General features: G+C 38.3%; 8 protein-coding genes and 3 pseudogenes. 5 read left to right on the top strand and 6 right to left on the bottom strand.

Going from position 1 to position 14,331, the window contains the following annotated elements:
* Positions 1–305 precede the first annotated feature (305 nt).
* From gltB to L3081_RS06380, 4 genes and pseudogenes are all read left to right on the top strand, one after another.
* Positions 306–4,914: pseudogene (gene gltB, locus L3081_RS06400) on the top strand (glutamate synthase large subunit).
* Positions 4,915–4,933: 19 nt separating this feature from the next.
* Positions 4,934–5,449 carry a hypothetical protein gene (locus tag L3081_RS06390; RefSeq protein ID WP_242284283.1) on the top strand — a complete coding sequence of 172 codons (516 nt, stop codon included), beginning with the start codon at positions 4,934–4,936 and terminating at the stop codon, positions 5,447–5,449.
* Between the two features lie 11 nt (positions 5,450–5,460).
* Positions 5,461–6,159, top strand: a pseudogene (locus tag L3081_RS06385) (FAD-dependent oxidoreductase); the annotation flags it as partial.
* A gap of 7 nt (positions 6,160–6,166) precedes the next feature.
* Positions 6,167–6,424 (top strand): FAD-dependent oxidoreductase, encoded by a 258-nt coding sequence (locus tag L3081_RS06380; protein ID WP_242284281.1) that lies wholly within the window; start codon positions 6,167–6,169, stop codon positions 6,422–6,424.
* Between the two features lie 471 nt (positions 6,425–6,895).
* Here the strand turns inward: L3081_RS06380 and L3081_RS06375 are convergent, their stop codons facing one another.
* From L3081_RS06375 to L3081_RS06355, 6 genes and pseudogenes are all read right to left on the bottom strand, one after another.
* The gene (locus L3081_RS06375; RefSeq protein ID WP_242284279.1) at positions 6,896–7,264 is read right to left on the bottom strand and encodes a hypothetical protein; all 369 of its coding nucleotides are present in this window, start codon (positions 7,262–7,264) and stop codon (positions 6,896–6,898) included.
* Positions 7,265–7,276: 12 nt separating this feature from the next.
* Positions 7,277–7,765: a hypothetical protein gene (locus L3081_RS06370; RefSeq protein WP_242284277.1), complete on the bottom strand. Its 489-nt coding sequence runs from the start codon at positions 7,763–7,765 to the stop codon at positions 7,277–7,279.
* 375 nt (positions 7,766–8,140) lie between these two features.
* Positions 8,141–9,113: pseudogene (locus L3081_RS06365) on the bottom strand (transposase).
* Positions 9,114–9,519: 406 nt separating this feature from the next.
* Entirely contained in the window at positions 9,520–10,842 is a 1,323-nt protein-coding gene (locus L3081_RS06360; protein WP_242284275.1) for a hypothetical protein, read from the bottom strand.
* Between the two features lie 380 nt (positions 10,843–11,222).
* The gene (locus tag L3081_RS26495) at positions 11,223–11,351 is read right to left on the bottom strand and encodes a hypothetical protein (RefSeq protein ID WP_274620348.1); all 129 of its coding nucleotides are present in this window, start codon (positions 11,349–11,351) and stop codon (positions 11,223–11,225) included.
* Positions 11,352–11,411: 60 nt separating this feature from the next.
* Complete coding sequence (locus tag L3081_RS06355; protein WP_242284274.1) at positions 11,412–12,920, bottom strand: dipeptidase; 1,509 nt, start codon at positions 12,918–12,920, stop codon at positions 11,412–11,414.
* A gap of 458 nt (positions 12,921–13,378) precedes the next feature.
* On the opposite strand from L3081_RS06355, the gene L3081_RS06350 reads away from it, so the two are divergent.
* Entirely contained in the window at positions 13,379–14,299 is a 921-nt protein-coding gene (locus tag L3081_RS06350; RefSeq protein WP_242284272.1) for a LysR substrate-binding domain-containing protein, read from the top strand.
* Positions 14,300–14,331: the final 32 nt, after the last annotated feature.

The raw sequence follows: 14,331 nt of genomic DNA, 5'->3' as shown, positions 1-14,331 counted from the left end.
AATTTAAGCATTTTTAATAATTATTTATCGCTGTATATATTCAAATAATCTGCATATATATTCATAAAAGCATTGACTAAATCCCCTTTTACGGGTAATTTTGCCGACCGCTTTAAATAATGATTTTCATTAATAGCATATCACCTCATAAAAGGCTCAGTAGAAGCTTGGTGTTTAATGCTCGAGAAGCTATAAGTAATATTCTGAAGGATCAGCATCGTACAGTTGGGGCATTAAAAATATACAGCTTAAATTAGCAAACACACTGTAGCTAATAAAAATAGTTGATGAAATAGGAATAACCGATGAATGATATGAGCAAAAAATCACAAGGCCTTTATCGCGCCGAATTTGAACATGATAGTTGTGGTATTGGCTTTGTCGCCAACCTAAAGGGTAAAAAATCTCACGATATTATTGAAAATGCACTTACCATGCTAAGCTGCATGGAACATCGTGGTGGTACCGGTTTTGACGTCAAAAGTGGTGACGGTCTTTACGGTATTCTTATTCAAATCCCACACGATTTTTTAAGCCAAGAAACGGCAAAATTAGGGTTTAACCTACCCGATGCAGGTAATTACGGCGTAGGCATGATTTTCTTTCCGCGCGATGAAGTGCAAGGTGAAGCGTGCCGTGATATTTTAAACCAAAATATCACTGAACTTGGGTTAACTTTAATAGGTTATAGAAACGTACCTGGTGATAATTCAATGCTAGGTGCTGCTTCATTTGACAGCGAACCCAATATTGAACAGGTATTTATTGCCAAACCAAGAGAATTAAACGCACAAGAGTTTGAACGCAAGCTTTTTGTACTGCGTAAATATACCTCTCATAAAATTAATGCCACCATTGCCAAAGAGCGTGACGAATTTTATGTTACCTCAATGTCATCAACTAAATTAGTTTATAAAGGACAATTTACCACCGAGCAAGTGCGTCAATATTACCTTGATCTGCAAGACGAACGTACTATCTCTGGTATGGCGATGTTCCATTCTCGTTTCTCAACGAACACTTTTCCGCGTGGCGTCGTGCGCAACCATTTAGATATATTGCCCATAACGGAGAAATTAATACCGTACGTGGCAACATTAATTGGATGAACGCACGTGAAGCGTTATTTAAGTCAGTTAATTTTAGCGATGCTGAATTAAAAATGTTAAACCCCATTTGTAACAAGGATAACTCTGATTCTGCCAACCTTGATATGGCAATAGAGTTGTTAGTGCTTAGTGGCCGTTCATTAGCGCAAGTGATGATGATGATGGTGCCAGAAGCATGGCAAACGCAAACTAATATGGATGCTACCAAACGCGCCTTTTACGAATACTATGCCTGTATTATGGAGCCGTGGGACGGTCCTGCTTCATTATCTTTTTCTGATGGTAATGTTATCGGTGCAACACTCGATCGTAACGGTTTACGCCCTTCTCGTTATTTATTAACGGAAGATGGCACCTTGGTTATGGGCTCAGAAACGGGCACATTGTGTGTTGACCAATCAACTGTTGTTGAAAAAGGTCGCCTTCAACCAGGCAAAATCTTTATTGCTGATTTAAAGCAAGGTCGTATCATCAGTGATGATGAAGTTAAAAAGCAAGTTAGCTCTGCACAACCTTACGGTCAATGGGTCGCAAAAAATAAAATAGAATTGGATCAATTACCCGTACCAACGGCTTCAATTGCACAACCACCGTTAACAGAGCTACGCAAAATACAAAAAGCGTTTGGTTATACTAATGAAGACCTTAACCTGATACTTGCGGGTATGGTGGGTACAGCAAAAGAGCCATTAGGCGCCATGGGTACCGATACACCATTAGCCGTATTGTCGCATCGTCCACAACAGCTCTCACATTATTTTAAGCAATTATTTGCGCAAGTAACTAACCCACCAATTGATCCAATTCGTGAGGAATTAGTAATGTCATTGCGTGGTTATATCGGTAAGTCTCTTAATTTGCTTGAAGAAACTGCGGCGCATTGTCATAAAGTTGAAATTGACCAACCTGTGCTCACCAACGAGCAATTACGTAAACTTCAACACATTGATAACGACCATTTACAATCAAAAACCATCAGTATTACTTTTAAAGCAACTGGCGAAGGCGGCGCACTTAAAAAAGCCCTTGATCGTATTTGTTTATATGCGAAAAATGCCGTCGAAGATGGCTATGCACTATTAATATTAAGTGACCGTGAAGTTGACAGTGATCACGTTGCTATTCCTTCAGTACTAGCAACCGCTGCGGTACATCATTATTTAATCCGTGAAAAATTACGTTCTTATGCTGATATTATTTTAGAATCTGCTGATGTTCGTGAAACACATCACTTTGCAACTGTTATTGGCTACGGCGCTGCGGCAGTAAACCCATACCTAGCATTAGAAAGTATGTTTGCTTTGCGTGACGAAGGTGTATTAGATAACAAATTAACGAATGATCAAGTAACGGATAAATACATCAAAGCCGTTGGCAGTGGTTTATTGAAAACCTTCTCTAAAATGGGTATTTCAACATTACAATCATACTTAGGCGCGCAAATTTTTGAAGCCTTAGGTATTAACTCTGATGTTGTTGATGAATACTTTACCGGTACGGTTAGTCGTATCCAAGGTTTAAGCCTAGATCAAATCGCTCAAGAAGCTGTTTTACGTCATCGTGAAGGTTTCCCTGAAGCCAGTCGTATAGCTATTGAAAACTTATTGCCTACGGGTGGTGAATACTCATGGCGCAATGATGGCGAACGTCATTTATTTAGCCCAACGGTTATTCGTTTACTGCAACATTCAACGGCAAGCAACGACAAAAATCAATTCAAACAGTACACTAAAACGGTTGATGACCAATCTAAAGAAGCGTTTACGTTACGTGGTTTACTCGACTTAAACAGTGATCGCCCTGCCATAGATATCAGTGAAGTTGAACCCATTGAAAATATTTTCAAACGTTTTGCCTCAGGCGCAATGTCGTTTGGCTCAATATCATGGGAAGCTCATACAACATTAGCCATTGCCATGAACCGTATTGGCGGTAAGAGTAACAGTGGTGAAGGCGGTGAAGATCCAATTCGTTTTACACCATTAGAAAATGGCGATTCAATGAATTCGCGTATTAAACAAGTTGCATCTGGTCGCTTTGGTGTTACCAGTCATTACTTAGCGAATGCTGACGAATTACAAATTAAAATGGCGCAAGGTGCAAAACCGGGCGAAGGCGGACAATTACCAGGTGACAAAGTTGATGCTTGGATTGGTAAAACACGTGGTTCAACTCCAGGTGTAGGGTTAATTTCACCGCCTCCACATCATGATATTTATTCTATAGAAGATTTATCACAACTTATTTTTGACCTTAAAAATGCTAACCGTGAAGCACGTGTTAACGTGAAATTAGTGTCAGAAGCAGGTGTAGGTACCATTGCCTCAGGTGTAGCTAAAGCCTACGCTGATGTTGTATTAATAGGCGGCCATGATGGCGGTACTGGTGCTTCTCCACTAAGTTCAATTAAACATACCGGCTTACCATGGGAATTAGGTCTAGCTGAAACACATCAAACCTTAGTACGTAACAAGTTACGTAGCCGCATTACCGTGCAAACTGATGGCCAACTTAAAACGCCTCGCGACTTAGCTATTGCGACTTTATTAGGTGCAGAAGAATATGGTATGGCAACAACCGCACTAGTGGTTGAAGGTTGTATCATGATGCGTAAGTGTCACTTAAATACTTGTCCTGTTGGCATTGCCACACAAGATAAAGGTTTACGTGATAAGTTTACAGGTCGTGCTGACATTCTAGTTAACTTCTTCACCATGATGGCTGAAGGTCTACGTGAAATCATGGCAGAGCTTGGCTTTAAGAGCATTGAAGAAATGGTTGGCCAAACCCAATGTTTAAAACCACGTAGCAATGTTGATCATTGGAAATACAAAGGTGTTGACTTAACACCACTATTACACAAAGCAGAAAGTGATGATGGTGAGACGCTTTATCGTTCTATTGAGCAAAAACATCTCATACACGATATTATTGATCGTCAGATGATTAAAGATGCACAAGCCGCGCTTGATTCATCGCAAAGTGTTGAACTTGAATACGACGTAATTAATACCGACAGAACCGTTGGTGCGATGATTTCTAACGAAATATCTAAAAAATACGGCGCTGAAGGTCTAACTGAAAATACCATTAAAGTGAAGTTTAACGGTTCAGTGGTCAAAGTTTTGGTTGTTTCTCAGCTAAAGGTTTACGTTTTGAGCTTGAAGGTGATGCTAATGATTACTTTGGTAAAGGTTTGTCTGGCGCTAACTTAGTTGTTTACCCAAGCAAACAAGCTAAATTTCTAGCAAATGAAAACATCCTTATTGGTAATGTAGCTTTCTTTGGCGCAACTTCTGGTTCTGCCTTTATTCGTGGTGTTGCAGGCGAGCGTTTCTGTGTTCGTAACTCAGGCGCTACCGCAGTTGTTGAAGGCGTAGGTGATCACGGCTGTGAATACATGACTGGCGGTAAAGCAGTTATATTAGGTAGTACTGGTCGTAATTTTGCGGCAGGTATGTCTGGCGGTGTTGCTTATGTTCTTGATAAGAAAAAAGACTTTTCACCTAAATGCAACATGGAAATGGTGTCATTAGAAACCGTTGAAACCGAAGCAGAAAGTGCTGAATTAAAAGCCTTAATTACTCAACATTTTGAGGCAACAGGCTCAGACGTTGCTAGTGAATTATTAGAAGATTGGGACAACAACGTTAAACAATTTGTGAAAGTAATGCCGGTCGATTACAAGCGAATGCAAGGTTACATGAATGACGTACGCGCAAGTGGCAATTTTGAATCAGAATATGACATTGCCGTCAAAGCTTTCGATATCCATTTAAACAACATAGCTAGCGCAAAAGCTTAAGCTGCAAGGAGAATATATTATGGGAAATCCAACAGGGTTTATCAACGTAGGTCGTGCCTTGCCAACTGAACGTAAAGCAAGTGAACGTTTAATTGACTGGCTTGAAGTATATGAAGAAATTCCACAAGCAGCGGTAGAAAAACAAGCTTCTCGTTGTATGGATTGTGGTGTACCGTTTTGTCAATCAGCTAAGTCAGAGTTCGCTCCTGCTGTGGGCGGTTGTCCGGTAAATAACATTATTCCTGAATGGAATGATTTAGTTTACCGCGGTCGCCGGAAAGACGCAGTAGAGTTATTGCATAAAACCAATAACTTCCCTGAGTTTACAGGTCGAGTTTGTCCTGCGCCTTGTGAAGGTGCATGTGTATTAGGTATTAATTCAGATCCTGTTACTATCAAACTACACGAAAAAGAAATTATTGATACCGCCTTTAAAGAGGGTTGGGTCGTTGCAGAGCCACCTTCAGCACGTACAGGTAAAAATGTTGCTGTTATTGGCTCAGGACCGCGGGTCTTGCGGCAGCTGCGCAATTAAATAAAGCGGGCCATATGGTCACTGTTTATGAACGCGCTGATCGTATCGGTGGATTATTAATGTATGGCATTCCAAACATGAAATTGCAAAAAGAATTAGTGCAACGTCGTGTTGATCTGCTAGCTGATGAAGGCATCGTTTTTGTAACCAACACCGAAGTAGGTAAAGACATCAGTGTTGATCAACTTGAAAAAGACTTTGATGCTGTAGTGCTATGTATTGGTGCCACTGTACCGCGTGATTTACCTGTTGAAGGCCGTGAACTTAACGGTATTCATTTTGCTATGGACTTTTTGAAAGCCAATACCAAAAGTTTACTTGATAGTGAGCATAAAGATGGCAATTTCATTAATGCCGCAGGTAAAAATGTTGTTGTGATTGGGGGTGGTGATACGGGTACTGACTGTATTGGAACTTCTTTACGTCATCAATGTGCAAGCGCCATTCAATTAGAGATTATGCCTCGTCCACCTGAAAAACGTGAAGAAGCGACTAATCCTTGGCCACAATGGCCAAAACGCTTGCTAGTTGATTACGGTCAAAAAGAAGCCATTGCTATTCAAGGCCAAGATCCACGTCAATACTTGGTAATGACCAAAAAAATTGAAGGTGATGAACAAGGTAATGTAAAAGCGGTTCATACCGTTGATATTACCTGGGAGAAAAACGACAAAGGTCAAATGTTCCCACAAGAAGTTCGCCGGCAGTGAAAAAGTATTGCCTGCCGATATCGTCCTGATCGCCATGGGCTTTATGGGTCCTGAGGGTGGATTAGTTGAACAATTTGGACTGGAAAAAGATAACCGTTCAAACATTGCTGCTGATTACGACAAGTTTGCCACTAGCAAGCCAGGCGTATTTGCTGCGGGTGACGGTCGTCGTGGTCAAAGCTTAATTGTATGGGCAATTGACGAAGGTCGCCGCTGTGCACGTGAAGTAGACACTTTCTTGATGGGTAAGAGCTATTTACCTTAAGTCCGGTTAACTTAAGTTGTTTAGCTTAAGCTTAAAGCATTAATTATGCTTATACCAAAAAGCGCTTTGATAGATTCTATCAAAGCGCTTTTTTTACTAACGTCAATTAACTGCTTTATCGCTGTAAACATAATATAGTGCCGGCAAAAGGTTAACCGATGAATGTCTAGTGCTCCTGCTACCAAAAAGGATTAAGGAAAAGCAGGCAGTGATGAGATCACACTAAGAGAGCCTCAATATGTGTTTGCCGTAAACGAGCGTTTAATGGCTAACTGACATAACGAAGATTCAACTTTAAGCGACTGTCCTTTTTAATTTTTCTGTCCTTTTTAATTTTGGGTTTAGTATCACTTAGGGATATCTGGATCAAAATCCATCATGGTTAATGAACCGCCCTGTGCGGAGCCGCATGCAGGGTGGTGTGGGGGGCCGGAGGGTAGAAACCTCCGGCTACCCGATTTATATGCAATTTTAATAAAAGCCGTGAAGGGAAATAACAAGAGGGGATTTATATTTATACTTTACAACCTGATTACAAATAAAAAAATTGACGTTGTTCTTTTGATAATGCCCTTTGATTTCTTCAAGGACTTTTTTAACCACTTGCTTTAATCGACCTTTGTATATTTGCGAAACTGATGCCGAAAGCAACTCGGTTGTGAGCTGTGTCATTGCCTTATTGCAGAAATTATTAGCGCTAACTGCCTGCATATAGAGCTCTAAGGTTTTTACTGTTGGTAAAAGTTCCTTAAAATTTTTACTCTCAGGGTACATCTTTTGAAGGATAAATTGTAAATTGTCTTGATCTTCTTTATCAAGAGCATTAATTGCATTAGACATATAACTTCCTAGTTAATTGATTTGGATTGATTTTAAAAAATTTAAAAATTTATCTTTTGACATAGTAGTTGAAATACTAATTAAAGATGGTGTGACTATATACGCGACATGGGTTTGAGGTATATCTGGCTTTTTTTCAATAAAAAAGCTGATATTACTAGATTGAAATTCTTTAGTTTCAGAAAAACTATCATAAATGCCCTGATAAATTTTACTTTTACTATTTTTATTTACTTTATGTATTTTGTCTTGATGGATTTGAACAATTGAAATAGAGCTGCCGTCTTCTAATGTCACTAATGATTTACTTTCATTAGATTGTTGCACTATTAGATATTGGTCATCAGGGATCTTAATTGCAATTCCTGCACCATCTTCTAGAAGCCTTATCGTTTTCCAATTATTATTTAAAGGGAATGAATACCCACTAAATATGATGTTATCTAATGCAGAGCATGAAATGCTAGTGAAGAGAAAAAAGGCTATTAAGGCACTTTTCATTGATAATTCCTTTTATTACTGATGATATTTAAATGCTAACACATACTAAATAATGATGCACACACTATACTGCGCATTGCATATAACAGCTTATTGAACACCACTTTGGGGGTTATAACACCCCAAAACGGCGTATATTACATGTGTAAATAAATATTAGCTAGGACACTCGCTTATAAAGTAAACCAGAAAAAAACAATAACACAAGTTAAATAGCCACTCAAAATAAGCCAAATGATTGCTAATAAATCCTGTATGCGAATAATACTTACCAAATTTGTAAAATACAGTAGAAAACTCGGTTTTTTAGACACACCAAGGACATCAGGCTTGATGTTTTGTTTTAAGATAAGAGGAGTGATAGACGTTAAGTCGTTACGCTAACAATTTATCACAACAACTGACATTGGTTCGCCGCTTTAATCCTTTATGCTCACAGTAATCGGTTAACACATCACTATGACCTACCGCGCCACGGAATACCTTTCTAAAGTCTTTTGTTAAGGTTAGCCAATTATCAGGACTTATGTTCAAGCGGTTAAGTAAAGCAGGTTGAGTTGCTACAATATAGCCTGCTTTATCTTCACGGAAACACCGACCTGTCAGTTCAATTAATTCAAGGTAATCTTTAAGCTCAAATGGTAAGCCTTTTGGCATTGCTTTACGTGGGTTTCCTACAAATGGTAGTAATGATTTGGGTTGTTTAGCTTTTTTAGCTTGTGCTACTCGCTCTTTTACACTGGTATGTGCGGATGTTTCAGGCGTTATGGCAATGTTAGCTCTAACGGGGTTTAAATCTACATAGGCCATACAAGCCGCAAGTGCCGCTTCATCTAATAGCGCTTGGGATTTAAAGCGCCCTTCCCAAAAATGACCTGTACAGTTATCTTCTTGATTGGCTTGTATTGCAATACTTTGGTTCAGTAAGCGCATAAACCGGCTGATATCCATCAAACGATTGCGATAAACATCTACTGTTTCAAGTAAAGAAGTCATAAGGTACTCAGGGATTTCTTCTCCTCGGCAATATTTTTGCGTTAATAAGGTACCTTTAAATAACTGATGCCGCTCTCAAGCACTTCAACTGTTGACCAAGCTTTTGCTGTGGCTTCATCCACAAACAGTACCATGTGGGTATGATTACTCATTACTGCGTAAGCGCACACATCAATAGCAAACACTTGACTTAGGCTGAGTAATTTATCCTCAACCCGACCCGCCTGTGCTCAAAGTTTTCCCCTGTGTTTTTATCTTCACCACATAAAAAGGCACGGCGAACACAACGAGAAATACAATGATAATAAGGGGTATCAACTAAGCTAATGAGTTGTTTTCTGGCAGTTGTCATAACAAAACCTCTGAATAATGGTTATAGATTAACCTTAGTTCAGTGGTTTATATTATTCAACTTTAAGCGACTGTCCTTTTTAATTGTTAAACCTCTCAATTAATGGTGATAGATTAACCTTAGTTCAGTGGTTTATATTATTCAACTTTAAGCGACTGTCCTTTTTAATTCCTAAATACAAGCAGAAAAATGGTGTGCCTTACCTAATTCAGCCTTTTTTTTAAGCGTTTCTATAAAAACTTTTTGTGTATCGCTGTTTAGTTTCTCTAAGTGCTCAGTAATATTCATTTAGAACCAACGTCTCCGGATTATTCGTGAAATGAAACGCCCGCATTTGCGGTCGGGTTGGAGCGCAGCGGAAAACCAGTCCGATAACATGCGCTTGTTAAATTTTGGCTGCTCCTGACTAGAAGTACTTAACATTATCTCGTTCCGGCCTATCGTCTAACTCTACGTCTTTTGCTTTAGGGTGAGTTTGAAGATTTTTTCTTAAGCTACCTATTGATATGTAACACGCTTCAACAATTTTCTTTTGTTTATCAATAAACTTAGGATCATAATCATTTTCAATGACTTTATGAGCCGGTTTTTGTCGCTCTCTTCTCACATTCTTTAAAGGCTTCAACATTTTTTTGGGGAAAGAGTCATCTGGAAATCTAAAAGACTGATTCACCCATTCCTCTAGGAGTCTTAGCGTTCCTTTTTGGACTCTTTCCACCATATTGTCGCCAATGGGTTTTAGCTCTTCTAGCTCTAGCGAACTCTCAAAAAATGACTTGTTAATATTCTCTGATAGATATTTATCAAGAAGGTTAATGAAGTCGTAATAATTTTTGGACGTAGGCGAAAAGAAAAATGTGAAGTTCTTAGGGCGGTGCTCACCATCTAGCTCTTTATGAAAGAGCGGTACACCAAAAATTGACTCAGTAATTTTGTAGATAGCATTGATTTCATCAATCAATGCAGTGAACACAGATTTTGATGTTATCCACTGCCCTAAAATTAAGTTATTATAATAATCATCTAGTACCTTGCATTCTGTCTTGGGTATTTCTTTAGCTCCCCAAGCAACTTGATGTTCAGAAGAAAGCTTGCCCAAATCACAAAGCATAACAGCTACAACCCTAGCGTCTGACGAATCAAACCCTAGGCCAAATGATTTTAAAAATATTTGATCTTCTTCTCTAAGTATTGGATTGCCTTCATCATCATATTTACATGATATTTGACCACTAAAATCTTTAAACTCGAAATCAAAACGAGGTTCATTCGAGTAACGCTCTAGGATGTCTGTTTCAAAAAACCTAAAACTCATTTGAGGTTCAGATAGAGCCAAATCAATACTATATTTTGCGTACCCATACTTATCAATATCTCGATTTTTTTTTGCATATTCCGGAGTTGGATATAAGCAAATAGGGTATTCGGTTGTCTCTACTGCTAGTTCGAAGTTACCGAATGATTGTTTCTCCACTTTAATTGATTTTGCGTGTTCTAGTATCTCTAATTGAGATTGAACTGGATGATGCTGAAAACCAATAATGTGAGGATTGGTGCTAGATTGAATTGAAACAATTCCAGATTTTACAAGCTCTTTTATGTGGTCAATTGACTCTTCATATTCTAAGTTCAAGTCTTGTGAAACCTGTCGCAAAGGAATTCCATTAAAATCTGAAGAGTCACAGAAAAAGGAAAAGACCAGTTTTTCAATATTTTTTAAGTCACTCACACTCGAATCCATCCACGTACTCTTGAGAAATTTAACAGCTTATTGAACACCACTTTGGGGGTTATAACACCCCAAAACGGCGTATATTACATGTGTTAATAATTTCACTAAAAAACACCTTTGTAAACAGATAATTATATGTATTTAAAAATAGCTTTTTGTTGTTACGCCCCAAAACGCCTTGTAATAATGTTATAGGACAAAATTACAAACACAATGTAAATAAAACTATTAACGTGGCCTGAATAGCTGCTATAGGAAGGCAGAACTGTGCTTTATATTTCTTTATCTAATAATTCATACTACTGCGTAATAAAATGAAAGTTTGCCATGATAAAGGTAGCAAGCACTGATATTTCACGTAGTCAAAAGATTACCTATTAGTCATTGATCAATAATGATTTAGTTAAACTTTCTGTGAAGTATATTGGCGAGCTACATTCATAGGCAATAGCATCATCTTCCGGGGTATTTAATATATTAGGCGGATAGCCATGGTTAGAATTCATTCTGACACAGCGCAATGAATTACGCCCTACACGGGGTAAGCTTTTATTCTTTACTGCGCTTTACTGCGCTAATTCAATCAACACCGCAGTATACATCTTCAAATTCAATATAAATTGTTCCATGGTAATGAACTCATGTTCGGAATGCCCGGTGTATTCTTTACCTGGCATGGAAGGACCAAAACTAACAGCATTAGGGAAAAGCCTTGAATTGGTACCACCGCCAATGGCGACAGGTTTAGCTTCAGTAATACCTGTATAAAACGAGAATACATTTAGCAAGGTATCAATTTGCGGCGCATTATTTTGCACAAACGGTTCGCCAATATAGTTTTTTAAATTGGTGAGAGTTACTTTATTCGCTTGCTGCCACTGATTAAGTGTTAAATTAATCTCATTTTCTAATTGTGCTGCGGTTTTTCCTTTGGGTCGACGTAAGTTAATATTAAGCTCTATGCCCTGCTCTTTTTGCTTCAATACGGTTGGTTGTAAAGACATTGGCCCCATAAAATCATCGCTATAAGCAACATTGCCAAACTTTTCACCATATAAGTCGGTGCCTAAATTATCATTAATAAAATTAACGAGCGCACCACTGGCGTTGTTAGGCCAACGGGTAAATGATAATAAATCAGCTAAATAGGTAATCGCATTGACACCATCTTCTGGCTTAGATGAATGCGCTGATTTCCCCAATGCTTTAATCGTTAATGCATTTCCATGCCATTGGTAATTGTAATGAATCTGAGGATGAGATTTCGCGATTTTTTGCACTTTAGCTAATAAAAATTCATCTGCATTTTCAATGGTTGCTTGTGCATCCTCTGGAATTTGACTACCAAAAAATCCCCCTATAAAGTCACTTAAATAGCGTTGCTCTGTCGTAATCTCTTTGTTTGGAAAAGTCATGCTGATGGTGCCATAACCTTTTTCCGCCGTAACAACAGGATATTCAGCGTCAAGGGTAATGTTTACTTGAGGTAAAGTGTGTTCTTTAATGTAAGCTTCTAACGGTGCCCAATCTGATTCTTCAGCCATATAAACATATAGTTCAATACGTTTATTGAGTTTTATCTTCATGTCTTTAATAGATTTCATTGCATAAAGGGCATTCGAAATTGAGCCTTTATCATCCTCTGTGCCTCTGCCAACTAATTTTCCAGGCTCGGAGGTAAGATCCAGTTCAAAGGGTGATTTAGCCCATTTAGTCGGCGTCGCAGGCTGAACATCGCCATGGGTGATCATACCAAGTCGTTCTTTACTATCCCCTAAGCCAATAATGACAATATAGCCGTGGTCGGTGTAATCTAAACCAAGCTGTTTTGCTTGTTGTGCTAATGATTTTTTAAATGCTTGGTGAACAGGATTTTCTGTTGACGGAAGCCCCTCAACTGCAACCGTATTGAATGATATCAATTCTTCAAGGCTATCTAACATCTTTTGTTGGTAAGAATCTACGGCATATTGCGCGGTATTATTTGCCACATCACTGACCTTTGCTTGAACCTGAAAAGGCTGAGCTAAAGCACTTAGTAACAATATAAAATAGTAAACTGAACGTCTAATCACTGGGTAACTCCTTTTTTGTTGACATTTTATCCCTATTTTGGGAATAAATTGCAAGAGATGAATATAATTTTATTACTTCTGATAAATAGCCAAGGATAAACCTAACTTATTTGACATGTTCGTCAACAACTTTTCTATTGAGTCAAGGCACATACGTTTCAGTTGTTTTTCCGCCTATTACTTCTTCATTATCAATCTTATCTTTCCCTCCATTTTCGCTAAGCATTATAGATTTTTCTGTTAGTTTAGTCATATACATCAATATTTCCTTCTTATGGCAATATGATCATTTTGTATTGTATTCCATACGTAAACCAACAATAATTATTTACATAATCTATAAGCTTAGCTTATATTGCTGCATTACTATTTCTATTCTTGTAAAATTAATAAGGATTAAACTGAAGCCTCTTTTTACATGAGCGAGATAAGCGATAACTCAATTGGATTGGCGATAAATGGACAAACGGTTAAAACATTTAAACAATTTACGTAGCTTTGAGAGTGCGGCTCGCCATCAAAGTTATAGTAAAGCGGCAGCAGAATTATTTGTTACCCAAGCCGCAGTAAGTCAACAAATGCGACAACTGGAAACATCGCTAGGTGCTCGATTATTTACTCGACGTGGTCGAAAAATGCAATTGACCGACAGCGGCGACAAGCTATATCAAGCAACCCAACTTGCTTTTAATACGCTGTTAAAAGGTTTTAATAGCATTCAAACCGAAGATATCGCAGGCAGTCTCACAATCACCTCTACTCAGGCCTTCACTTCATTGTGGCTTATGCCAAGGTTGTATCAATTTTCAGTGAAACACCCTGATATAAAAATCAAAGTACTCGCCTCTAATTGCCTTGAAGACCTTCGCCAAGGACATATCGATCTGGCAATTCGTTTTAGAACCACAGCAGACAGTGATATCAGCGAGGAGATGACTTATGAATTTGTCAGTGAGGATCATGTTTATCCAGTTTGTTCAGCTCAACTTGCTAATAAAATGCACTTTAATAATCCCCAAGATATTTTAAACTGTTGGTTGGTAAGCTTAGAACATGAAGGTCTTATTAATTGGTCTGCTTGGTTTACACAAGCAGAGATCATACACTATCAAGCCCATACAAAATGGACTCAAGTGAGTAGTGGCGACATGGCATTAAGTGCTGTACTCAGCGGTCATGGGTTTACTTTAGCTTCAGAAGCGTTATTTTCCCAGTATATAGAAACGGGTCAGTTGGTTATTCCATTTAATATTAAGCACCCAATATCCTTTAAACGATACTATGTCTATGATCCTAATTCAGCGAAGAAAGCTCGCCTGAATATTTTTATTAACTGGCTAAAAGAAGAAACATTAAAAGACAAAACCAAAACAAAATAAAAACAAATAGTTAAACCTAATAACCTGTAAAT

Source organism: Colwellia maritima (assembly GCF_022669015.1).
Taxonomy (GTDB): Bacteria; Pseudomonadota; Gammaproteobacteria; order Enterobacterales; family Alteromonadaceae; genus Colwellia; species Colwellia maritima.
The sequence above is the reverse complement of the archived record's forward strand: the minus strand, read 5'-3'. Positions and strand labels throughout refer to the sequence as shown.